Source organism: Citrobacter sp. Cf088, from assembly GCF_030334295.1.
GTDB classification, from domain to species: Bacteria; Pseudomonadota; Gammaproteobacteria; order Enterobacterales; family Enterobacteriaceae; genus Citrobacter; species Citrobacter freundii.
In genome coordinates this window covers 1-23,284 of the sequence record NZ_JAOWEE010000049.1, presented here as the reverse complement: position 1 = coordinate 23,284, position 23,284 = coordinate 1, and the positions used below count along the sequence as shown (strand labels likewise).

Annotated in this window: 24 protein-coding genes and 3 tRNA genes; 14 read left to right on the top strand and 13 right to left on the bottom strand. The window is 51.3% G+C overall.

Annotated features, from left to right (window positions below):
- Positions 1 to 8 precede the first annotated feature (8 nt).
- From OGV71_RS10900 to holD, 6 genes are all read right to left on the bottom strand, one after another.
- Positions 9 to 170: a DUF1328 domain-containing protein gene (locus OGV71_RS10900; protein WP_003019081.1), complete on the bottom strand. Its 162-nt coding sequence runs from the start codon at positions 168 to 170 to the stop codon at positions 9 to 11.
- A 127-nt stretch (positions 171 to 297) separates the two neighbouring features.
- Complete coding sequence (osmY, locus tag OGV71_RS10895) at positions 298 to 915, bottom strand: molecular chaperone OsmY (RefSeq protein WP_048216855.1); 618 nt, start codon at positions 913 to 915, stop codon at positions 298 to 300.
- Positions 916 to 1,223: 308 nt separating this feature from the next.
- Complete coding sequence (prfC, locus tag OGV71_RS10890) at positions 1,224 to 2,813, bottom strand: peptide chain release factor 3 (RefSeq protein WP_003019086.1); 1,590 nt, start codon at positions 2,811 to 2,813, stop codon at positions 1,224 to 1,226.
- 92 nt (positions 2,814 to 2,905) lie between these two features.
- Positions 2,906 to 3,586, bottom strand: coding sequence for a pyrimidine 5'-nucleotidase (yjjG, locus tag OGV71_RS10885; protein WP_003019088.1), 681 nt, complete (start codon positions 3,584 to 3,586; stop codon positions 2,906 to 2,908).
- Between the two features lie 14 nt (positions 3,587 to 3,600).
- Entirely contained in the window at positions 3,601 to 4,047 is a 447-nt protein-coding gene (rimI, locus tag OGV71_RS10880) for a ribosomal protein S18-alanine N-acetyltransferase (RefSeq protein WP_003019092.1), read from the bottom strand.
- Positions 4,016 to 4,429, bottom strand: coding sequence for a DNA polymerase III subunit psi (gene holD / locus OGV71_RS10875; RefSeq protein ID WP_204584159.1), 414 nt, complete (start codon positions 4,427 to 4,429; stop codon positions 4,016 to 4,018). Before holD ends, rimI begins: the two co-directional genes overlap by 32 nt.
- Positions 4,430 to 4,532: 103 nt before the next feature.
- On the opposite strand from holD, the gene rsmC reads away from it, so the two are divergent.
- The 4 genes from rsmC (at position 4,533) to OGV71_RS10855 (ending at position 6,104) form a co-directional block, all read left to right on the top strand.
- On the top strand, positions 4,533 to 5,564 hold the full coding sequence (rsmC, locus tag OGV71_RS10870) for a 16S rRNA (guanine(1207)-N(2))-methyltransferase RsmC (protein ID WP_003829990.1): 1,032 nt from the start codon (positions 4,533 to 4,535) through the stop codon (positions 5,562 to 5,564).
- Between the two features lie 221 nt (positions 5,565 to 5,785).
- Positions 5,786 to 5,872, top strand: a tRNA-Leu gene (locus OGV71_RS10865).
- A 28-nt stretch (positions 5,873 to 5,900) separates the two neighbouring features.
- Positions 5,901 to 5,986 (top strand) — tRNA-Leu (locus OGV71_RS10860).
- Positions 5,987 to 6,018: 32 nt separating this feature from the next.
- Positions 6,019 to 6,104 (top strand) — tRNA-Leu (locus OGV71_RS10855).
- A 40-nt stretch (positions 6,105 to 6,144) separates the two neighbouring features.
- Here the strand turns inward: OGV71_RS10855 and OGV71_RS10850 are convergent.
- A complete protein-coding gene (locus OGV71_RS10850; RefSeq protein WP_200054861.1) occupies positions 6,145 to 6,420 on the bottom strand; it encodes a DUF1435 domain-containing protein in 276 nt (91 codons plus the stop codon).
- 216 nt (positions 6,421 to 6,636) lie between these two features.
- Between OGV71_RS10850 and OGV71_RS10845 the strand changes: the two genes are divergently transcribed.
- Positions 6,637 to 7,713, top strand: coding sequence for a GGDEF domain-containing protein (locus OGV71_RS10845; protein WP_003019105.1), 1,077 nt, complete (start codon positions 6,637 to 6,639; stop codon positions 7,711 to 7,713).
- Positions 7,714 to 7,821: 108 nt separating this feature from the next.
- Complete coding sequence (fhuF, locus tag OGV71_RS10840) at positions 7,822 to 8,610, top strand: siderophore-iron reductase FhuF (RefSeq protein WP_003837247.1); 789 nt, start codon at positions 7,822 to 7,824, stop codon at positions 8,608 to 8,610.
- 29 nt (positions 8,611 to 8,639) lie between these two features.
- Here fhuF and OGV71_RS10835 read toward each other — a convergent pair whose 3' ends face one another.
- Positions 8,640 to 9,983, bottom strand: a complete 1,344-nt coding sequence (locus OGV71_RS10835) for a PTS sugar transporter subunit IIC (protein ID WP_204584161.1) — start codon at positions 9,981 to 9,983, stop codon at positions 8,640 to 8,642.
- A 366-nt stretch (positions 9,984 to 10,349) separates the two neighbouring features.
- On the opposite strand from OGV71_RS10835, the gene OGV71_RS10830 reads away from it, so the two are divergent.
- Complete coding sequence (locus OGV71_RS10830; RefSeq protein WP_003019114.1) at positions 10,350 to 10,808, top strand: YbaK/EbsC family protein; 459 nt, start codon at positions 10,350 to 10,352, stop codon at positions 10,806 to 10,808.
- A 57-nt stretch (positions 10,809 to 10,865) separates the two neighbouring features.
- On the opposite strand, the gene bglJ is transcribed toward OGV71_RS10830, so the two are convergent.
- Together bglJ and OGV71_RS10820 are read right to left on the bottom strand one after the other, a co-directional pair.
- Positions 10,866 to 11,543: a DNA-binding transcriptional activator BglJ gene (gene bglJ, locus OGV71_RS10825; RefSeq protein WP_016149510.1), complete on the bottom strand. Its 678-nt coding sequence runs from the start codon at positions 11,541 to 11,543 to the stop codon at positions 10,866 to 10,868.
- Positions 11,504 to 12,229 (bottom strand): helix-turn-helix transcriptional regulator, encoded by a 726-nt coding sequence (locus OGV71_RS10820; RefSeq protein WP_003019119.1) that lies wholly within the window; start codon positions 12,227 to 12,229, stop codon positions 11,504 to 11,506. The genes bglJ and OGV71_RS10820 overlap by 40 nt, the downstream gene beginning before the upstream one ends.
- 462 nt (positions 12,230 to 12,691) lie before the next feature.
- Between OGV71_RS10820 and OGV71_RS10815 the strand changes: the two genes are divergently transcribed.
- The 6 genes from OGV71_RS10815 (at position 12,692) to opgB (ending at position 18,420) form a co-directional block, all read left to right on the top strand.
- Positions 12,692 to 13,468, top strand: a complete 777-nt coding sequence (locus OGV71_RS10815) for a threonine/serine exporter family protein (RefSeq protein WP_003019122.1) — start codon at positions 12,692 to 12,694, stop codon at positions 13,466 to 13,468.
- Positions 13,459 to 13,932 carry a threonine/serine exporter gene (locus OGV71_RS10810; protein WP_003019127.1) on the top strand — a complete coding sequence of 158 codons (474 nt, stop codon included), beginning with the start codon at positions 13,459 to 13,461 and terminating at the stop codon, positions 13,930 to 13,932. The genes OGV71_RS10815 and OGV71_RS10810 overlap by 10 nt, the downstream gene beginning before the upstream one ends.
- 123 nt (positions 13,933 to 14,055) lie before the next feature.
- Complete coding sequence (dnaT, locus tag OGV71_RS10805; RefSeq protein ID WP_003019130.1) at positions 14,056 to 14,595, top strand: primosomal protein DnaT; 540 nt, start codon at positions 14,056 to 14,058, stop codon at positions 14,593 to 14,595.
- A gap of 2 nt (positions 14,596 to 14,597) precedes the next feature.
- Positions 14,598 to 15,335, top strand: coding sequence for a replicative helicase loader DnaC (gene dnaC / locus OGV71_RS10800; protein WP_003019133.1), 738 nt, complete (start codon positions 14,598 to 14,600; stop codon positions 15,333 to 15,335).
- A 70-nt stretch (positions 15,336 to 15,405) separates the two neighbouring features.
- On the top strand, positions 15,406 to 15,897 hold the full coding sequence (locus OGV71_RS10795; protein ID WP_204584163.1) for a YjjA family protein: 492 nt from the start codon (positions 15,406 to 15,408) through the stop codon (positions 15,895 to 15,897).
- 231 nt (positions 15,898 to 16,128) lie between these two features.
- Positions 16,129 to 18,420 (top strand): phosphatidylglycerol--membrane-oligosaccharide glycerophosphotransferase, encoded by a 2,292-nt coding sequence (gene opgB / locus OGV71_RS10790; protein WP_204584165.1) that lies wholly within the window; start codon positions 16,129 to 16,131, stop codon positions 18,418 to 18,420.
- A 43-nt stretch (positions 18,421 to 18,463) separates the two neighbouring features.
- Here the strand turns inward: opgB and OGV71_RS10785 are convergent, their stop codons facing one another.
- Positions 18,464 to 19,909: a tagaturonate reductase gene (locus OGV71_RS10785; protein ID WP_204584167.1), complete on the bottom strand. Its 1,446-nt coding sequence runs from the start codon at positions 19,907 to 19,909 to the stop codon at positions 18,464 to 18,466.
- Between the two features lie 13 nt (positions 19,910 to 19,922).
- On the bottom strand, positions 19,923 to 20,945 hold the full coding sequence (locus OGV71_RS10780; protein ID WP_032948468.1) for a zinc-binding alcohol dehydrogenase family protein: 1,023 nt from the start codon (positions 20,943 to 20,945) through the stop codon (positions 19,923 to 19,925).
- 136 nt (positions 20,946 to 21,081) lie between these two features.
- On the opposite strand from OGV71_RS10780, the gene OGV71_RS10775 reads away from it, so the two are divergent.
- Positions 21,082 to 21,996 (top strand): GntR family transcriptional regulator, encoded by a 915-nt coding sequence (locus OGV71_RS10775; RefSeq protein WP_086550806.1) that lies wholly within the window; start codon positions 21,082 to 21,084, stop codon positions 21,994 to 21,996.
- 239 nt (positions 21,997 to 22,235) lie between these two features.
- Here OGV71_RS10775 and OGV71_RS10770 read toward each other — a convergent pair whose 3' ends face one another.
- The gene (locus OGV71_RS10770; protein ID WP_000019445.1) at positions 22,236 to 23,216 is read right to left on the bottom strand and encodes an IS5-like element ISKpn26 family transposase; all 981 of its coding nucleotides are present in this window, start codon (positions 23,214 to 23,216) and stop codon (positions 22,236 to 22,238) included.
- Between the last annotated feature and the right edge of the window lie 68 nt (positions 23,217 to 23,284).

Here is a 23,284-nt window from a genome sequence, read left to right as displayed (position 1 = left end):
TTTACGTACTAGGGTCGTTTACGCCCGGTAAACAGGCTGACCAGAAACAGAATGATACCCACCACAAAAACAATTTTCGCTGCGCCTGCAGCGGTACCCGCCAGTCCACCAAAACCCAGTGCAGCGGCAATTAACGCGATAACCAGAAATATGATGCCCCATCGAAACATATGCTTCTCCTTTACCATAGTTAATTTCACCGCTTGATATGAGCGCTCAGGCTACCCATCGGCGATATTTTCAGTGTGGTGCACAATACGCCTCCCGACAAACGTCAGGAGGGCGAATTAAGTCTAATTAGTGAGTTTTGAGATCGTTTTTAACGCTTTTCACGCCATCAATCGCTTTGGCGATGCTCTCAGCGCGATCGCTTTGAGCTTGTGAATCGACAGAGCCTGAAAGTTGCACAACGCCATCGGTGGTCTCAACTTTCACCTTGCGTGAAGGGACAATATCATCGGCCAGCAGCTTGGCTTTTACTTCACTTGTGATTGCCGTATCGCCCGCATAGCCTTTAACGGAGGTTTCTTTACTATCACGCACGTGCAGTTTGTCGCTAACGGAGGTCACACCCTCAACGCCTTTCGCCACTTTCACCGCTTCTTCAGCCTGCGCCTGGCTTTCAACAAAGCCGCTTAGCGTTACTACTTTCTGATCGGTCTTGACGGAAATATCGGTGCTCTTAATGCTATCGTGGTCCACCAGCGCGGCTTTTACTTTCGCGGTGATGGTGCTGTCATCCATGAAATTACCGACTTTGTTCATAGAGCTATCGACTTTCTGCCCCGCACTTTCGACGCCGGATTGCGCTTTATCCATCGTGGCGTTTTCTGCATAAGCAGAACCCGTTGCAACAGCGGAGGTCAGCATCACGGCCAGCAGCGTTTTAGAAATCTTAAGTCCTGTCATTGTCATCGATGTATTCCTGTATGTTTTGCTAAAAGCCAGGCTCTGCCGTTACACGGCCTGAACCAGCAACTAATTTTGTAAGTGGAATAAATATCAGCAATAGAAGCTACAACAGGCAGCCTAAAAAGCATTAAACGCCGATATTTATGTCATCACATTGTTAAATATAGTTCAGGATTTCGTGATCGCTGCCCAACTTGACTAAAAAACAGGCAAACAAAAGAAAAACGCGAGGTTTTAAGAACATTCCGCAAGGGATTTAAAAGACAGGAAAAGTTGCAGGGCACGGCGGATACCGTGCCCTGGAAGGTCGATTAGTGTTCGCGCGTTTTACGGAACTGAACGTCCGGGTAACGTTCCTGGGTGAGATTCAGGTTAACCATGGTTGGCGCGATATAGGTGAGGTTATCGCCGCCATCCAGCGCCAGCTGAATTTCGTTCTTACGCTTAAATTCTTCGAATTTCTTCACGTCAGAACATTCTACCCAGCGCGCAGTCGCCACGTTGACGGATTCATAAATCGCTTCAACGTTGTACTCACTCTTCAGACGTGAAACCACCACGTCAAACTGCAGCACACCCACCGCACCGACGATCAGATCGTTGTTGGCGATCGGGCGGAATACCTGCACTGCACCCTCTTCTGACAGCTGAACCAGCCCTTTCAGCAGCTGTTTCTGCTTCAATGGGTCCTTCAGGCGAATACGACGGAACAGCTCTGGCGCGAAGTTCGGAATACCGGTGAACTTCATCATTTCGCCCTGGGTAAAGGTATCGCCGATCTGGATAGTGCCATGGTTATGCAGACCAAGAATATCGCCCGGATACGCTTCTTCCACATGAGAACGGTCACCGGCCATAAAGGTGAGTGCGTCGGAGATCACCACGTCTTTACCAATGCGCACCTGGCGCATTTTCATGCCTTTCTCATACTTGCCGGATACCACACGCATGAACGCCACACGGTCACGGTGTTTCGGGTCCATGTTGGCCTGAATTTTAAACACGAAACCGGTGAACTTCTCTTCTGAGGCTTCGACGACGCGGGTGTCGGTTTTACGCGGCATCGGCGCAGGCGCCCACTCCACTAAGCCGTCCAGCATATGGTCAACGCCGAAGTTTCCCAACGCGGTACCGAAGAAGACCGGGGTGATTTCGCCCGCAAGGAACAACTCATGGTCGAACTCGTTGGACGCGCCCTGCACCAGCTCCAGCTCGTCGCGCAGCTGCTGCGCCAGGTCTTCACCCACGGCAGTATCAAGTTCCGGGTTGTTAAGACCTTTAACAACACGCACTTCCTGAATGGTGTGGCCTTTACCAGTCTGATACAGGTAAGTTTCATCTTTATAAAGGTGGTAGACACCTTTGAACAACTTACCGCAGCCAATCGGCCAGGTGATCGGCGCACAGCCGATTTTCAGTTCGTTCTCAACTTCATCCAGCAGCTCCATCGGATCGCGGATATCACGGTCGAGTTTGTTCATAAAGGTCAGGATCGGCGTATCGCGCAGACGGGTAACTTCCATCAGCTTACGGGTACGATCTTCAACGCCTTTTGCAGCATCGATAACCATCAGACAGCAGTCCACCGCCGTCAGAGTACGATAGGTATCTTCGGAGAAGTCTTCGTGCCCCGGGGTGTCCAGCAGGTTAACCAGGCAGTCATGATACGGAAACTGCATCACAGAGGTGGTAATGGAGATACCACGTTGCTTTTCCATTTCCATCCAGTCAGATTTTGCATGCTGGCTGGAGCCACGGCCTTTTACCGTACCGGCGGTCTGAATGGCCTGTCCGAATAACAGTACCTTTTCAGTAATTGTCGTTTTACCGGCATCCGGGTGAGAAATAATGGCAAAAGTGCGGCGTTTGGCCACCTCTTGCAAATAAGGAGACAACGTCATAGTCAAATCTTCTTAGGTAAGCACGGCAACGGGCCGGGCAAGTTGAATACGAAAAATTGCGGCTATTTTACCCATCAACGGGGGGGAGGCAATCAGTGTTTACACAGGAGCTGCTCCAGTTCGCTTAATGACGCTACGGTCCAGGTCGGCTGAATGCCCGCTGGCTGCTCGCGGTGGTGCGTATTTAGCCAGCAGGTGGATAGCCCGGCGTTAATGCCGCCAAGAATATCGGACTCTGCGGTGTCACCCACCATTAGCACGCGAGAACGGTCAGGATTGCCCGCCTGCTCCAGCGCATGGTCAAAAATACGGGAATCAGGTTTTGCCACCCCAACCTGCTCAGAAATCACCAGCAGGTCGAAATAATCGCGCAGCCCCGTCCGCTCAAGGCGGATTTGCTGCAACGCGGTAAAGCCGTTAGTAATGATGCCGATTTTCGCTTTATCACGAATCGCATTGAGCAGAGAAACCGCCCCCGGCAACGGCGAGCAGATCTCCGCCATCGCATTGATGAATGCATCATTAAGCTGGCCCGGTTCAACCTTCAGGCGTTCGGCCCAGCTCTGAAAACGGGCATGCTGCAGTTGTAATGAGGTAATCGCGCCGTTTTGGTAATCCACCCACAGCGGTTTATTCACGGCCTGGTAGTCCTGAAAATCTTCAGCGGTAAAGGTAATGCTATAGTCGAGAAACATCCGCTGTAAGCCGGTAAACGAGTCAAATGTAAACAGCGTTTCGTCGGCATCAAAGAAAATCCAGTCCCACTTCTTCATCATTACACCTTGTCTTACATGCTGATTGGCAACGCCATGATGATGGCGTCTTCGTGACCATCGGCCGTTGGATAGTAATTGCGACGGATTGTCGCCTCGTTAAAGCCTAAGCTTTCGTACAGCGCGATAGCGGCCGCATTCGAGGCGCGCACTTCAAGCCACAGCGTCAAAATGCCACGCTTTTCCAGCTCATCGATCAAATGCTCCAACAGCTCACGCCCCAGCCCACGGCGCTGAAAGTCAGGATCGACGGCAATATTGAACAGCGTAGCTTCATCCAGCACGACCTGCGTAATCGCAAAAGCCGCCATCACGTCATCAACCCTCAACTGAAAATTGAGGTAGCGATCGCCCTGGTTGCTGGCAAATGTTTTTTCACTCCACGGAAAAGCGTGGGCGCGTTTTTCAATATGAAATGCTGCGGGTAAATCAGTCGGTTCGAGGGAAGAAATCGTGTTCATATGCGCAGATTTGTTGCCATAACGCGGCGCGTGCCGCTGGGTTTTCCCGTAATTCATTAAACGCAGGACTCTCGACCTGAGCGCCCTCCAGCAGCAGCGGCTCTTCGGTTCCCAGCCGCCAGCTATTACAGCGACTGCCTTGCGGCAGCATGGCGACACGGTCAGGCGTCAGTTGTAAAACCTGATCCGGGCTGACGGTTAATGCGCGTAAAATATCGCTCATCAATGGTTCGGTTAGCTCGGGTAACTGTACAGCAACCATCACCAAACGGACATGCGCAGGAATGGAAATCGCGATCTCGCCCTGCAGTGCGCCAGGACGACGCAACGACCATTGCGTAATGCCCAGTTGCTGTAACTGCCAGTCTCGTCGGGATGTCATAGCGAAACACTCCTGTCTATCAGGGGCGCAAATATAGCAAATTTGTCGAATCCGTGCCATCAAACAACTATAATCCCCCGCTGTACAATTTAAGGAGCATTCCATGTCTGCTTTTACCCCGGCAAGTGAAGTCTTGCTGCGCCACAGTGATGATTTCGAACAAAGCCGTATTCTGTTTGCCGGTGATTTGCAGGATGACCTGCCTGCCCATTTTGAAAGCGCCGCCAGCCGAGCGCACACTCAGCAACTTCACCACTGGCAGGTGCTTAACCGCCAGATGGGCGACAACGTCCGCTTCAGCCTCGTCGCGCAGGCCGATGATGTTGCCGATAGCGATACGCTGATCTACTACTGGCCAAAGAATAAGCCAGAAGCCCAGTTCCAGTTGATGAACATTCTGTCGCTGTTACCGGTTGGCACCGATATTTTTGTTGTCGGTGAGAATCGCAGCGGCGTACGTAGCGCAGAGCAGATGCTGGCCGAATACGCACCGTTAAACAAAGTCGACAGCGCACGTCGCTGTGGCCTGTACCACGGTCGTCTGGAAAAACAGCCGGTCTTTGATGCAGAAAAATACTGGGATGAATACCAGACAGAAAATCTGACCATCAAAACGCTGCCGGGCGTCTTCAGCCGTGACGGCCTGGATGTTGGCAGCCAACTGCTGCTCTCCACGCTGACGCCGCACACCAAAGGCAAAGTGCTGGATGTCGGCTGTGGCGCAGGCGTTCTCTCCGTCGCCTTAGCCAGCCACTCGCCGAAAGTGCGCTTAACCCTGTGCGATGTTAGCGCCGCCGCCGTTGAAGCCAGCCGTGCAACGCTTGCAGCCAATGGCATTGAAGGTGACGTCATCGCCAGTAACGTCTTTTCTGACGTAACGGGCCGATTTGATATGATCATCTCCAACCCACCGTTCCACGACGGAATGCAGACCAGCCTTGATGCCGCGCAAACGCTGATTCGCGGCGCCGTGCGTCATCTGAACAGTGGCGGTGAACTGCGTATCGTGGCAAACGCCTTCCTGCCTTATCCGAAGGTTCTGGATGAAGTGTTTGGCTTCCACGAAGTTATCGCGCAGACCGGGCGCTTCAAGGTCTATCGCACCATCATGACGCGCCAGGCGAAAAAAGCCTAACCACTGTAGGCCAGATAAGGCGTTTACGCCGACATCCGGCATGACATCGAGCAACGCCGGATGGCGCTATCGCTTATCCGGCCTGCATAAAACGCCAAAGCCGAAGAAACGCCTTTTTTTTCGGCAATCACGTTAAGTTCGATAATTAACAGTTGACGCCCTGCATAAAATCTCTAGAATTCGCCTCCGTGGTAACGATACTTTTTGAGTGTCGATGGTATGCGAAGGTGGCGGAATTGGTAGACGCGCTAGCTTCAGGTGTTAGTGTCCTTTCGGACGTGGGGGTTCAAGTCCCCCCCCTCGCACCATAATCCACGTTGATATTGCTCGCACTGGGCGAAGGTGGCGGAATTGGTAGACGCGCTAGCTTCAGGTGTTAGTGTCCTTAGGATGTGGGGGTTCGAGTCCCCCCCCTCGCACCAACGAGGCGATATCAAAAAAATAAGATGACTGTGCGAAGGTGGCGGAATTGGTAGACGCGCTAGCTTCAGGTGTTAGTGTCCTTAGGATGTGGGGGTTCGAGTCCCCCCCCTCGCACCAATTATCTTATTTCCCTCTCGATTTCCTTCTCTAGTTTTGTTCATCCCTGATTCCAGTTCATTATTACCAGAACAATGCCACCAATCAGCGCCGCGCATGAAGGTAACAAAACAAAGTGCCGTAAACGCTTGTGGTACAACATGAGCGAAGTCAGTAGTAATCCTAATACAATCATCACCTTCCATACGTAGACCGACAGGTCGCTATATGCCATCCCGGCAATCAGCATTCCCGGCAGCAAAACACCCCATCCACTGCCCAGCGTACGTTGCAACATGATTCCACCTATGACATTGATAATGATAACCAATATCATATGATAAAATTTCTCATTTGTCAGCCGTGAAGCACTATCAATTATATGAGTTTTACTTAACGATTGATGACATGAATAATCCAAGGTGATAAATTGCTCACCGGTTAGCTCTTCAACTAAAAACAATAAAAACCTCTGCGAATGATACCCCGTTCGTTATTTGTTTTATTTACCAACACACCTTCGTACATTGCAGATAACTAACAATATTTACCTATGACAGTACAATCCTGGCGAACTCTGCGCACCAAAAAATACCAACTCTCTTTACGACTGTTTCTGCTGCTCAACGCAGTCTCCGCGCTGTTTACGCTTTTTTTCCCACTGTTTGCGGTCAAAGCCTTATCAGTACCGGCGTTGCTGATGCTGGTGATGAGTACACTGCTGCTGGTATGGCATGGGAAATACGTGGATAAAAGAATTAATCTCCCTTTTATTTCAATCGTTTTTGGCTTGTTATGGGCGTTACACATATTATTGAAATATAATGCTCTAGGTCAGAATGATTATTATTTCCTGTTAATAGCGCTTCTCAGCGTACTGTTTATTGGCTCTATCGCTTTTGCCAATAATATCATCGCGTTTACGCTCCACTCACTTCCCTCCGTCGCCGTTTGTTTATGGCTTAACGGCAGCGAGCATGGTTTGCGGATTTTCTATTTTATGGCGCTGCCTATGGCCGGTATCGCCATCCAGCATGTGATACAAAAGCGCTACGATGGGTTCGCTCAGCAACTGATGTACAAACTGCTGGAGGAACGAGAAACCCTGAACGGGCTCAGCATGCTCGACCCGCTAACCGGTTTGTATAATCGCCGGGGGCTGCAACACCGGCTCGATACGCTGTTGGCCCTAAGTAATTCGAGACACTTCGTTCTGCTGCTGGATATCGACCATTTCAAATCCTATAACGATCATTACGGACATATGATGGGCGACCAGGCGTTGATCCGTGTTTCTGCCGCCATCCGAGACTCCGTCCGCTCCAGGGATGTGGTGGCGCGTTTTGGCGGTGAAGAGTTTATGATTTTGCTGACCGCGGTCGATCCACAGCAGGCCCAGGCAGCCGCCGAACGTATCCGCCAGAAAGTGTACGACCTTAAAATCCCTCACATGTTTAATGAGAGCGTGGCAACCAACGTAACCGTCAGTATCGGCATTGCGCCTCTGGTCGAACAGGATATTGATGCTGCTATTGCCAAAGCGGATAAAGCCCTTTACGAGGCTAAGAATCTTGGGCGTAACAATACTCTGGTCAGCGATGAGCTACGGGTAAACTGCCCTTCTACCTGAGTTTTCTGTGCGGTGCCACCCGAGATGGCGACAAAGATCTTGCTATCGCTTAACACCAATTATAGGATTAGCAATCATTATCATTAAGATTAACATCCTTATATCGACATGGCTTATCGTTCCGCACCGATCGTTGAAGATGTCATCTGGCGTAGCCATCTCCCCTCAGAGATGCCCTCGCTGGCTGCTGCCGTACGCGCAACGATAGCCAAAACTCGCGAGCACTTGCTGGACTTCATTCGTCTTGACGAAACGCCTGTGCCAGGTGCAATGACGCTGCATGAATGGACGCAACCGACGACGCTAAGTTCATTGCTCGCTGTTTATTCAGACCATATCTATCGCAACCAGCCCACGCTGCCCCGCGAAAATAAGCCCCTGATATCTCTTTGGGCGCAATGGTATATCGGCCTGATGATGCCTCCGTTAATGGTGGCCCTGCTGACGCAAAAAGAGGCTATAGACGTCTCTCCTGAACACATGCACGTAGAATTCCACGAAACGGGCCGAGCAGCCTGCTTCTGGATCGATGTCCATCAGGATCATCTGGCTACAGCACTGTCTCCTCAACAACGCATGGAAACACTGATTCTCTCAGCGCTAACGCCGGTTGTGCAGGCGCTGGAAGCAACGGGTGAGATCAACGCAAAGCTTATCTGGAGCAACACCGGATACTTAATTCACTGGTATTTAACGGAAATGAAGCCGTTGTTAGGTGAAGAACTGCTGACCACGCTGCGCCAGACCTGCTTTTTTGAGAAACAACTTTCCTGCGGTCAGGATAATCCTCTATGGCGTACCGTTGTTCCGCGTGAAGGGCTGTTAGTGCGCAGAACCTGCTGCCAACGCTATCGCCTGCCTGACGTTCAGCAATGCGGAGACTGCACACTGAAGTAAGCGAGGAGCCGTAGCCCCTCGCCAGATATTTATGCAACCTGCTGGTTTTCCTCTTCCATACGCTGCGCTTCTTCTTTTTCCTGCGCTAATAACTGCTTTTCGTAGACCTTAAAGAACGGGAAGTAGATAACGGCCGATACCAGCGCCAACAGCACCACCAGAATAGCCGCACGATAATCCCAACCTAACGCCCATGCTGCGCCAACCGGAGCCGGGGCCGTCCAGGGAACCACTGAAATTACCCGCCCAATTAAATCCAGTTTCATCGCCGCCCACGCCAGTACCGCATTCACCATCGGAGCCAGCAGGAAGGGGATAAAAAACACCGGGTTCATGACAATCGGCGTACCGAATATCACCGGTTCGTTAATATTAAAAATGCTGGGGACCACGCTCAGACGCCCAATCGAGCGTAGATGAGCGGAACGACTCCGCAGATAGCAAATCACCAACCCCATCGTCGCGCCGGAACCACCAACCACAATGAAGAACGTCCAGAACGCTTCCATAAAGATATGCGGTAACGGCGCACCCTGCGCCAGCGCCGACTGGTTCATCCCGAGATTGGTGAGCCAGAACATTTGCAGCATTCCCGACACAATAGCCGCGCCATGAATACCGGCAAACCACAGCAGATGGCCGATCAATACCGCCAGCAGGATCGCCGGGAGAGAATCTGCAGCCGACACCAGTGGTTTGAAAATGGCCATAATGGCCTGCGGGATCAGCATGTCAAACTGCGACTGTATCACCAGGCTTAGCGGGTACAGCGTCAGCACGACCACCAGCACCGGGATCAGCAGATCGAAAGAGTTTTTGATCATCGGCGGCACCTGATCGGGTAAACGGATGCCAATGTTGTGCGCCTTCAGGAAGCGCATCATTTCAACGCAGTAAATGGCTACCAGGATGGCGGTGAAAATTCCCGTTCCTCCCAGGCTATCAACCGGCATCGTGCCTTTGATTTTTGGCGCGGCAATCAGCAAAAAAGCCATGATTGATAGCATCGCACACATAAACGGATCTAACTGATGCGACTTCACATAGTGCTTGCCCAGGTTATAAGCAATAGCCGCACATATGTAGACCGACATGATCCCCATCGTCATATCAAACGGTGTGAGGATTTGGCCTTCAAACTGTTTTGCCAAATCCAGCCACGCACGGGCGAATCCCCAGGTGGTATCCGGAGAAAACGGCGGATAGGCAAAAACCAGCAGAAAAGAGCCTACAATCATAAAAGGCATCGCCGAAATAAAACCGTCACGAATAGCCATGACATGACGTTGTGAAGAGATGCGCCCGGCAACAGGGCTAACATAGTTTTCAACAAAGCGGAAAATCACGTTAAACACAGCATGGTTAGTAGACATAGCCGTTCTCCCGTTGTGCAAAATCCTGCAACCGTGTTGGCATCAACACCACCACGTAAAGCCCATTACCACTTTTCGCAACCGTGCCGGGAGGAACACCAGCACTACCGCTATTCGAGTTAAGTTTCATAGATGGCTCTTATTATGTGATACAGAGGAAGTGACAACTTCAGTATTAATCGTCATTTCAGCATTCTGCAACCGGTTACTGTAACCGGTTTCTTTGATTGTGAAGACGATCGAAAAACTGCTAATGTTGCTATGTTGTTACAATAAAATATTTACAGTGCGGTTGCCCCTATGACAAATTACATCCTGCATGTTTTCTGCTGTGCAGGGTTATCTGTAAGCGATAGGGAGAGAAGAATGAGTTTGCAATCAGTACGTCAATTCCTGGCGCAACATGCACCAGATATTGAGATTATCGAATTAGATCAGAGCACAGCAACCGTTGATCTGGCAGCAAAAGCCCATAACGTTGAACCTGGCCAGATAGCGAAAACACTTTCGCTAAAGGTGAAGAACGACATCATCCTGGTCGTGGCAAAAGGTGATGCCCGACTGGATAATAAAAAGCTAAAGAGTACGTTCGGTGCCAAAGCCCGTATGTTGAGTAGTGATGAGGTCGTGAGCGCGACGGGGCATCCCGTTGGCGGCGTTTGCCCCTTCGGATTAGAAACACCGATTTCAGTGTACTGTGATGTTTCTCTGAAGCACTACGCTGAAGTGTTGCCTGCCGCAGGTGCCATCCACAGCGCGGTTCGCATCACGCCTGAGAGGATGGCTGAACTGACTTCTGCCACCTGGGTTGACGTGTGTCAGTAATGCTTCACGCGCCAAACCGGCGACCAAACCCGGCACAAAGCACGTCAACGTTGCCTGTCACGAAGCCGCCTGCATAAAAGGCGCTGGCTCGCCAGCTCGCAGGTACAGCAGGATATCGGCAGCATCCAGTAATCCGGCATCTGAGCTTACTCCCAGTTTGGACATCACATTAAATTTGTGTGCCCGAATGGTTTTAATGTTCCGTTCAAGCTGAGCGGCAATCTGCGGCATCGAATAGCCATTTGACATAAAGCGCAGTATTTCTCGTTCTGTCGGACTGAGCATGCGGCTTTGATTAATATACCAATGGTTTTTCGTGCTTTCGGTTCCTCGGCTTGGGCTGCTTAACGCCGTAAATAAAGCGTCCTGTAGCACCGTTAACGAAGAAGCTTTACTCACAACGCCATCCAGCGGCAAGGGGGACAAGGAGCCAATTAAACGCGCTTCAGCGTCATCATCGGCAATCACCACACGGCGAATCCGTGGAAAATTTATCGCCAGTTCCGTTAAATAGGCCAACCCAGCTCTGCGATCGCTTCTGATTGCAGAGAGAGAAAAAATAACTGCCGAAAACGACATCTTTAACATTGCCTGACTAAAAGTGGGCTGGCTAGAAAAGAGATGAAGTTTATATTGGTCATCTGGCATGGTATTAAATAAACTATTAATACCTACACTGCTCATTGTACACTTTTCTACCAGTGCAACGTTTCTTTTGATGATTCTGCTTTCCATTCCGTGGTTTCTCCATAAACTGAAGGTAAATTAAGTTCTCGCGATCCTTGAGAACTATTTATCCAGGCATACATTTCTGCATTGCTATTTATCGACAAGCGACGCATAGCGCTATTCTTTTGGGCACTGATTGTTTTATTGCTTTTCTTCAGCAACATCGCAATCTGATTAATTCCCCAGCCTTTCCCAAGGAGGCGTAGCACTTTCCTTTCAGAGAGAGTAAGGACTATTGAGCGCGCGCTATGATCTAACAATTGCGGCATGGCAGGTGGAGAAAGTAGTGTCTTACTTATTCTTTCTGCTCGCGCATTTCCTGCGTGAATGACGCTCACTAAACTTTCTATCGGCTCTGCATCAGAGAGTAGCGAACTGACAGGACACATCAGTAGCTCAATAGCCAAAGGATAAAAAATGCGAGAGACGAGAAAGACCCAGTGAATATCACGGTATTGAGATAATAAAGAATAATATTGTTCGCAGACTGAACGAGGATAATTGCAGTCTCCAGTTAAATCAGCAATCACCAAATCAGCGTACCGTAGTTGTAATAATGTTAGTTCTTCAACAGAACGACAGTATGTGAGTTCGTAATCGGCAAACTGCGCCTGTATTATACCTTTAAGCCCGGTCTGTATAATCGGTGATTTACTAATAATAATTGCGTTTTTGCAGCGTCCTTGCAACATATCCCCTCCACACTCACCAGTCCGTAATCGTACTTAATTCAGTTTTCCCGAATAAATTAATAGCCATTAATTCACGAGAAAATACTCCGAACAATAAACGGGGTGAATTGCTTATCCTTGGCGTTTATTAAAATAAAAGTATTGGCACTACAATCCAGATAAAGCCAAACTGTCAAGCTATTATTACATGATTACGCATAAATACGTTATTTGTAAAATTAAAATAACTACAATAGGTCGTTAGCATGGCTTATGTATTTGCCATCCGGATAAATAACGCTACATTACAGTCATGCGCCCTCTCATACCTCGGCGGGTGGGGAGTGTTAATATGCCATAACCGTATCGTCGGTGTCTTTTTTCGACACAAAGATTGATCTTAGCCAGAGCCAGCGGGCTCATGCTTCATGATAAAAGTAAACATTCGTCACTCAAAGAGATCCTTTTCAGTCAGAGCGAACCATGCAAACAGAGCAGTCGTCACAGCGAACGGTTACACGGTTATGTATTCAATGCGGTCTTTTTTTACTTCAGCATGGGGCAGAAAGCGCGCTGGTTGACGAGCTTTCCACCCGCCTCGGGCTGGCGCTTGGCATGGATAGTGTAGAAAGCGCTATCTCCTCTAACGCTATCGTCCTGACCACCATTAAAGACGGGCAATGCCTGACATCAACGCGAAAAAATCAAGATCGCGGCATTAATATGCACGTCGTGACAGAAGTGCAGCACATTGTCATTTTGGCGGAACATAAACTGCTGGATGTTAAAGGCGTAGAGAAACGCTTTAGCCAGATTAAACCACTGCGCTATCCAAGATGGCTGGTCGCCCTGATGGTCGGTTTATCCTGCGCCTGTTTTTGTAAACTCAATAACGGCGGGTGGGATGGTGCGGTGATCACCTTTTTCGCCAGCATGGTGGCGATGTATATCCGCCAGATACTGGCATCCCGGCATTTGCATCCGCAAATCAATTTTTGCATCACCGCCTTTGTGGCGACCACCATTTCAGGCTTGCTGCTGACGTTGCCGACTTTTAGTAATACTCCGACTATCGCTATGGCCGCCAGCGTGCTACTGCTGGTTCCGGGTTTTCCGTTGATCAACTCCGTCGCGGATATGTTTAAGGGACACATTAATACCGGGCTCGCTCGCTGGGCTATTGCCAGTCTGCTTACGTTAGCAACCTGCATTGGCGTGATCGTGTCGATGACCTTATGGGGGCTGCGCGGATGGGCGTGATCGATTTCATACTGGCGCTGATGCAGGATATGATCCTGTCGGCGATCCCAGCGCTTGGCTTTGCCATGGTATTCAATGTCCCCCATCGGGCGCTCCCATGGTGCGCATTACTCGGCGCACTCGGTCACGGCTCACGAATGGTGATGATGACCGCAGGGTTTAATATTGAATGGTCAACATTTATGGCGTCGCTGCTGGTCGGCTGCATTGGGATCCAGTGGTCGCGCTGGTATCTGGCGCATCCGAAAGTCTTCACCGTCGCGGCAGTGATCCCTATGTTTCCGGGGATCTCCGCCTACACAGCCATGATCTCAGCAGTAAAAATCGGCCATTTTGGTTACAGCGAAGTGCTGATGATTACCCTGCTGACCAACTTCCTGAAAGCCTCATCGATTGTCGGTGCGCTCTCCATCGGTCTGTCCGTGCCAGGATTATGGCTGTATCGCAAACGTCCACGCGTTTGACGGTGCACTTTCTTTAATGCCGTGCAGAGAGGGGAATCTCCCCTCACCTGCTGCTCTCCTTCTTCTCTGTGTTACTATAAAAGCAGTCCCCTTCTCGGTTGTTGTTCAGTATTGAGAAACATTATGCCCTGCAAAATTTTGACGCCAGACGTCACGAGCATTGACGCCTTACTACACGATCACCACGCTGTGCTGGCCAAGTCTGCGGGTGGCGCCGTAGCCGTATTCGCTAACAATGCACCAGCGTTTTACGCGGTGACGCCTGCGAGACTGGCTGAGCTGTTGGCGCTTGAGGAGAAACTGTCACGCCCGGGAAGCGATGTGACATTGGATGATCAATTTTATGAAGAGCCGCAAACCGCTCCCGTTGCCGTGCCAATGGGGAAATTTGCGATGTACGCTGCCTGGCAGCCTGATGCCGACTTTCAGCGTCAGGCCGCTTTATGGGGCGTAGCGTTGCGAGAGCCGGTTACTGCTGAAGAACTGGCCTCATTTGTTGCCTACTGGCAGGCTGAAGGCAAAGTCTTTCACCATATTCAGTGGCAGCAAAAACTGGCGCGCAGCATTCAGATTGGACGGGCCAGCAATGGCGGAATGCCAAAGCGCGATGTGAACAGCGTCAGTGAACCTGACAGCCACATTCCACCGGGTTTTAGAGGATAACGATGAAAAACGTTGGCGACCTGATGAAACGTCTGCAAAAAATGATGCCACCTAATGTCGAGCCCGCCTTTAAAACGGGCGAGGAGCTGCTGGCATGGCAAAAAGAGCAAGGTGAAATTCGTGCCGCAGCGCTGGCCCGCGAAAACCGGGCCATGAAAATGCAGCGCACATTCAACCGTTCCGGTATCCGTCCGCTGCATCAGAACTGTTCGTTCGAAAACTATCGGGTAGAGTGCGAAGGTCAGATGAACGCCCTGAGCAAAGCCCGCCAATACGTTGAAGAGTTTGACGGCAACATCGCCAGCTTTATCTTCTCCGGCAAACCCGGCACCGGCAAAAACCATCTGGCCGCCGCCATCTGCAACGAACTGCTATTGCGCGGCAAGTCGGTACTGATCATTACCGTGGCCGATATCATGTCGGCGATGAAAGAGACGTTCAGCAATCGTGAAACCAGCGAAGAACAGCTGCTCAACGATCTGAGCAATGTGGATCTGCTGGTGATCGACGAGATCGGTATGCAGACCGAATCCCGCTATGAAAAAGTGATTATTAATCAGATTGTCGATCGCCGTTCATCCTCAAAACGTCCGACCGGCATGTTAACTAACAGCAATATGGATGAAATGAACAAGCTGCTGGGCGAGCGCGTGATGGATCGTATGCGCCTTGGCAACAGCCTGTGGGTCATTTTTAACTGGGAAAGCTACCGTAGTCGGGTCACCGGTAAAGAGTATTAACGTATTAGGACCACTCCTAAGACTGCCAGCGCTATACTGCGCTGAAAAGGCATAACACGAGTTGCATATAATGATGAAAACTACCAAACGTCTGCTGTGCTGTGCGCTTGTCGCCAGCACGCTCATCTCCACCAGCGTTTTCGCTGCCTCCTGGCAGGACTCGCTCTCCAGCGCGGCCAGTGAGCTGAGCAAACAAAGCTCCGGCTCGCAAAGCAGCTCGTCGCTCTCTTCCCTGACCAGCCTGCTGAATGGCAGTAATCAGTCGTTGACCTCCAGCAGCATGAATAACGCCGCCGGGATCCTGGAATATTGCGCGAAACAGAAGCTGGCCTCGGTCACCGACACGCAAAACGTCAAAAACCAGGTGCTGGATAAACTGGGGCTCAGTGCTCCTGAGCAGAAGCAAGACACCAACTATATGGACGGGATTCAGGGTCTGCTCAACGCCAAAGATGGTCAACAGCTGGACCTGAACACGATTGGCAACAGCTCGCTGGCGAAGCAGGTTAAAACCAAGGCCTGCGATCTGGTGTTAAAACAGGGCATGAACTTCATTTCCTGACGCACGACATGCCGCGTATAACCTGCGCGGCATCTATTTTTTACCCCATTACATTCACACGTTAAATAACCAGTAAATCCCCTGCAAAAAACTCACATATCTAAACCAATTCTGAATAACAACGTAATTTAATGTCACTACAATTGCAGCAATATAACATCGCTATTACATTGTGCTTTCCCCTAATGATTAGCCTGCCAGGCATGTGCCCGGTTTATTGAGGATCGACCGTTGTCAGAATTAATCTCCATCACTCTGTTTCTCGCTTCAGTGCTGATTTACGCCTGGAAAGCGGGTCGCAACACCTGGTGGTTTGCCGCCACGTTAACGGTGCTGGGGATTTTTATTGTCCTGAATATCACGCTGTACGCCAGTGACTATTTCACCGGCGACGGGATCAATGACGCGGTACTCTACACGCTGACCAACAGCCTGACCGGCGCGGGGATTGGAAAATATATTTTGCCGGGGGTCGGCATCGCGCTGGCGCTGACGACGGTTTTTGTCGCGCTCGGTTGGATCCTGCGCCGCCGTCGCCATCACCCGCATCATGTGGGCTACAGTCTGCTGGCCCTGCTGCTGGCGCTGGCCTCCGTTGACGCCAGCCCGGCGTTTCACCAGATAACCGAACTGGTGAAGTCGCAGTCGCGCGATGGCGATCCGGATTTCACGACGTATTATAAAGAGCCGTCGAAAACCATTCCCAACCCGAAGCTGAACCTGGTGTATATCTACGGTGAGAGCCTCGAGCGCACCTATTTTAATAACGACGCGTTCCCGGATCTGACCCCGGAACTCGGCGCGTTAAAAAATGAAGGTCTGGATTTCAGCAATACCATGCAACTGCCGGGTACCGATTACACCATCGCTGGCATGGTCGCCTCCCAGTGCGGTATTCCGCTGTTTGCGCCATTTGAAGGCAACGCCTCGGCGTCGGTTTCAAGTTTCTTCCCTAACAATATCTGTCTGGGCGATATCCTGAAAAACTCCGGCTATCAGAACTACTTTGTGCAGGGTGCCAACCTGCGCTTTGCCGGCAAAGACGTGTTCCTGAAATCTCACGGCTTTGACCATCTGTACGGTGCGGAAGAGTTAAAAAGCGTGGTGGCGGACCCGGCCTATCGTAACGACTGGGGCTTCTACGACGATACCGTGCTGGACGAAGCATGGAAAAAATTCGAAGAGCTTTCGCGCTCGGGCCAGCGTTTTTCACTGTTTACCCTGACCGTGGATACCCATCATCCGGATGGATTTATCTCACGTAGCTGCAACCGTAAACGTTATGACATCGACGGGAAGGCCAACCAGTCGTTCAGCGCGGTCAGCTGTAGCCAGGAAAACATTGCCGAATTTATCAATAAAATCAAAGCATCGCCGTGGTTTAAAGATACCGTTATCGTGGTTTCTTCCGATCATCTGGCGATGAACAACACAGCATGGAAGTATCTGAACAAGCAGGATCGTAACAACCTGTTCTTCGTGCTGCGCGGCGACCAACCGCAACAGGACACGCTGGCGGTAAAACGTAATACGATGGATAACGGCGCAACGGTACTGGATATTCTCGGCGGCGATAACTTTATCGGTCTTGGCCGTAGCAGCTTGTCGAGCGAATCCGTGTCGGAAGTATTCCTGAACATTAAAGAAAAAATGCTGGCGTGGAAGCCCGATATCATTCGCCTGTGGAATTTCCCGAAAGAGATGAAAGAGTTCACCGTCGACCAGGACAAAAATATGCTCTCCTTCTCCGGCAGCCATTTCCGCTTGCCGCTGCTTTTACGGGTATCGGACAAACGCGTCGAGCCGCTGCCGGAAAGCGAATACTCGGCCCCGCTGCGCTTCCAGCTGGCTGATTTTGCCCCGCGCGATAACTTTGTCTGGGTCGATCGCTGCTACAAAATGGCGCAACTGTGGGCGCCGGAGCTGGCGCTTTCTACCGACTGGTGCGTTTCACAGGGTCAGTTAGGCGGGCAGCAAATTGTGCAGCACGTCGACAAAGCCAAATGGAAAAGTAAAACCGTATTTAAAGATACGGTGATCGACATGGAGCGCTACAAAGGTAACGTCGATACGCTGAAAATTGTCGATAACGACATTCGCTACAAAGCAGATAGCTTCGTTTTCAACGTGGCGGGCGCGCCGGAAGAGGTGAAACAATTTAGCGGTATTTCACGCCCCGAATCCTGGGGACGCTGGTCCAATGCGCAGCTCAGCGAAGAAGTAACGATAGAGTACAAAGCCCCGTTGCCGAAGAAATTCGATCTGGTCATTACCGCGAAAGCCTTCGGCGACAATGCCAATCGTCCGATCCCCGTGCGCGTTGGCAACGAGGAACAGACGCTGGTGTTAGGCCATGACGTCAGCACCACTACCTTACATTTTGATAACCCGGCGGATGCCGATACGCTGGTTATTGTTCCACCCGATCCGGTCGCCACCAACGAGGGCAATATTCTCGGTCACTCACCGCGTAAGCTGGGGATCGGGATGGTTGAAATCAAAATAGTGGCTGCTCAGGGATAAAAAAAACAGCGCCCAACACCACACCGGGCGCTGCATGGCAACCTTATTCCAGACTGTTCACCGCCTGGCGCATACCCTGCACCAGAATCATCTCCAGGTTGGCCGTCACCTGCCCGGCAAGCCCAGGTAACAACGTCAAATCCTCTCCCCAGTGCGCCGCATCGCCAAGCACTGCATCCACCAGTTCACGCAGCGTTAAATCATTGCCAACTCGCGGCCACAGGCTGGCATAGAGGCTTACCCACTGCTCATCATCCTGTATCGGATAGCGTTCCCCGTTACGCTCTGCGCGATAAAACGCCAGCAGCGCAGCGAGGGCAAACGTTAACCGCACTGGCCAGCGTCCATTTTGCTCACCCGCCAACAGTTGCGGCAAAATTCGGGTGCGGAATTTAGTCATTCCGTTAAGCGCAATGGAAAGCAACTGGTGGCGAATGTAGGGGTTCTGAAAACGCCCGCTCACCGCGTCGGCAAATTCTCGTAGTTCGTCCGCCGGGAGATCCAACACCGGAATAATCTCCTCACTAATCGCCCGCTCGACAAAGCGGCGGATATCAGCATCCTGCATCGCCTCGCCAACGGTCTCCAACCCGCACAGCCACGCCACCGGCACCAGCGCCGTATGCGCGCCATTGAGAATAGCGACTTTGCGCTCTTTGTACGGTTTGATATCGCTCACTACACGTATATTCAGCGGGCACTGCGCCAGCTTCAGCTCCTCTGCCAGCCACTGCGGCCCCTGGATCACAAACAGGTAAAAATGCTCCGCGGTATCGAGAAACGCATCGTGATAGCCAAGTGTAGCCTCCAGCGCAGCGGCTTCTTCGCGCGGGTAGCCGGTGACAATACGGTCAACCAGCGTGGAACAGAACGTGTTTGCCGTCTCCACCCAGTCGGCAAATGCCGGAGGAATCTGCCACTCCTGCGCATACCGCAGCACCAGGGTTTTGAGCGCCTCACCGTTATAGTCGATAAGCTCGCACGGGATAATTACCCAGCCCTTATCCACCGCGCCCTCAAAGTGGTTAAAGCGCTCCAGCAGCAGGCGCGTCAGTTTGGCCGGAAAGCTCACTGGCGGCGCATCATCCACACAGTCTGCCGCGTGATAGCTAATTCCGGCTTCGGTAGTATTTGAAAACACAAAACGGATATCTGCATTGTGCGCCAGCGCCAGATACGCTGCGAAATCCTGGTACGGATTGATTTCGTTATTCACCGACCGGATAAGCCGCGCCTCACTCACCGCCTCACCCTGCTCGTTTAGCCCGCGAATCAGCGTGGTATACAGCCCGTCCTGGGTATTCAGCGACGGCGGGAAATTGGTATTAATTGGCCGAACGATGGTCACGCCAGCGTTCAGATCGGTATGCTCGTTAAGGATATCCAGTTGCCAGTCGACAAACGCCCGCAGAAAGTTACCTTCTCCAAACTGGATCACACACGTTGGGTAGCTGGCTCCCGGAAAATCACGTCGATTCAATGTTTTCATCCTGTTTTCCCTCTCAGAACGTGATCACGCCTTTAATCAGTTCACGGTTGTTGATCACATCCCGCTCGTAGATTTCAGCCAGTGTGGCAAACGCGTAACGGTGCGTAAGCATCATGTCGGCGGTCAATTTGCCTTCCGACATCAGGCGGCCCACTTTGGCGAAATCTTCCGGCGTGGCGTTGCGACTGCCCATCATGGTGGTCTCTTTCTTGTGGAACTCAGGGTCAGAGAACTGCAAATCGCCTTTAAACAACCCAACGAAAACGATGCTGCCACCATGACGAATCAAATTCACCGTGTTATTCATCGCATGCTGATTCCCCGTGGCATCAATTACCTTTTGCGCCAGCGAACCGCCAAACTGAGCGCGCAGCTGCGCATCAAAATCTTCAGCGGATGGGTCGATAACCGGGAGTCCCAGGCGGGAAACCACATGGTCTCGGCGCGCCGGACTGGTATCGGCGACCACCACCTGTGCGCCATCGGCTTTGGCAATCGCTGCTGCCCCCAAGCCAATCGGACCAGCGCCGACCACCAACACCTGCTCACCCGACGCCACCGCCGCCCGGCGTACCGCATGCGCGCTGATGGCATAAGGCTCAATCAGCGCCGCCGCCTGCGGGTCAATCCCCTGCGCATCCAGCAGGTTGGTCACCGGAACGGACAAATATTCACTGAAACCGCCATCCTGGTGCACGCCAATTACTGAAATCTTCTCACAGCAGTTGGTGCGCCCGCTCAGGCATGCCGGACACTGCTGGCAGGCCACGTAAGGAATAACCGCCACCTGCTGACCATTTTTCAGATTCTGTATATTCTTACCCAGCCCGACAATTTCCCCACATATTTCATGCCCTAATACACGTGGGTAGCTGAAAAAAGGTTGATTGCCACCCCAGGCATGAATATCGGTACCACAAATCCCTACCGATTTAATTTTTATTAATGCTTCACTCTCACCCGGAATAGGTATTTCGCGTTCTTTCCAGACTAATTTTTTAGGTTCCTGGCAAATCAACGTATTCATCGTAGACATGATTCTGCTCTCCTGTTTTTTGTTGCCTCAGATATCAACGAAAATAAAAAAGACGGAGAAAGCAGAAACACAATCTGTGAATCCCAGCGCATAAAAATGTTTTAAATCGGGTTTTAATAGATAAAAAGGAGAAGCCATGAGCCGTTCGCAGAACTTACGCCACAATGTGATTAACCAGATTATCGATGATATGGCGCGTGGTCATATCCCTTCCCCGCTCCCCTCACAAAGTGCACTGGCAGAGATGTACAACATCAGCCGTACCACCGTGCGCCATATGCTGAGCCACTTAGGCGAGTGCGGCGTGCTGACCCAGGTCGGCAGCCACTATGTTATCGTGCGTAAACCCGACCATGACGACGGTTTTGCCTGCACCACCGCCTCCATGACCGAGCAAAACCGGATTTTTGAGCAGGCGTTTTTCACCATGATCAACCAGCGCCAGCTGCGTGCAGGCGAGAGCTTCTCCGAACTGCAGCTTGCCAGAGCCGCGGGCGTCAGTCCGGTAGTCGTACGGGAATATCTTTTAAAATTCGAACGTTACAACCTGATCAAAAACGAAAAACGCGGTCAATGGAGCATGAAGCAGTTCGATCAGGCCTATGCGGAGCAGCTGTTTGAACTCAGAGAAATGCTGGAAACCCATTCCCTGCAACATTTTCTCAATCTGCCCGACGATGACCCACGCTGGCTGCAGGCGAAAACGCTGCTGGAACGCCACCGGATCCTGCGCGACAGCATCGGCAGCAGCTTTCGTATGTTCTCGCAGTTAGACCGTGAGTTTCATGCCTTGCTGCTCTCTGCTGCCGATAATATATTTTTCAATCAATCACTTGAAATCATCTCCGTGATTTTCCACTTCCACTATCAGTGGGATGAGAGCGACCTCAAGCAGCGCAATATCATTGCCATTGATGAGCATATGACCATCCTCAGCGCGCTGATCTGCCGCAGCGACCTGGATGCTACCCTGGCGCTGTGTAACCATTTGAATTCAGCCAAACAATCAATGATTCGTTCCATCAACCAGAGTCATCGCGCCGCACATTAAGTACCGATAAAAAACAGCAAATCATTACCGGGAGCACGATTTTATAAAAATAAAAACGCCTGAAAAATACCTCTTGCCTATGCTCACGCTAAGGAAGGTGCGAATAAGCAGGTCATTTCTTCCCAAGCTGACTCGCTGATTAAAATTTCGCGGATCTGGGCCGATTTTTTTCCCGCAAACACATCGAATCAGCCTATTTAGGCTATTTTTTCCACCATTTCTGGCGTTATTTCCGGTTTTTACTGAGATCTCTCCCACTGACGTATCATTTGGTCCACCCGAAACAGGTTGGCCAGGGTGAATAACATCGCCAGTTGGTTATCGTTTTTCAGCAGCCCCTTGTATCTGGCTTTCACGAAGCCGAACTGCCGCTTGATGATGCGAAACGGGTGCTCCACCCTGGCACGGATGCTGGCTTTCATGTATTCGATGTTGATGGCCGTTTTGTTCTTGCGCGGATGCTGCTTCAAGGTTTTTACCTTGCCGGGACGCTCGGCGATCAGCCAGTCCACATCCACCTCGGCCAGCTCCTCGCGCTGTGGCGCTCCTTGGTAGCCGGCATCGGCTGAGACAAATTGCTCCTCTCCATGAAGCAGATTACCCAGCTGATTGAGGTCATGCTCGTTGGCCGCGGTGGTGACTAGGCTGTGGGTCAGGCCACTCTTGGCATCGACACCAATGTGGGCCTTCATGCCAAAGTGCCACTGATTGCCTTTCTTGGTCTGATGCATCTCCGGATCGCGTTGCTGCTCTTTGTTCTTGGTAGAGCTGGGTGCCTCAATGATGGTGGCATCCACCAAAGTGCCTTGGGTCATCATGACGCCTGCTTCGGCCAGCCAGCGATTGATGGTCTTGAACAATTGACGGGCCAGTTGATGCTGCTCGAGCAGGTGGCGGAAATTCATGATGGTGGTGCGATCCGGCAGGGCGCTATCCAGGGATAATCGGGCAAACAGGCGCATGGAGGCGATTTCGTACAGGGCATCTTCCATGGCACCGTCGCTCAGGTTGTACCAATGCTGCATGCAGTGAATACGCAGCATGGTCTCCAGCGGATAGGGCCGTCGGCCATTGCCCGCCTTGGGATAAAACGGCTCGATGACAGCGGTCATATTCTGCCATGGCAGAATCTGCTCCATGCGGGAGAGGAAAATCTCTTTTCGGGTCTGACGGCGCTTAGTGCTGAATTCACTATCGGCGAAGGTGAGTTGATGGCTCATGATGTCCCTCTGGGATGCGCTCCGGATGAATATGATGATCTCATATCAGGAACTTGTTCGCACCTTCC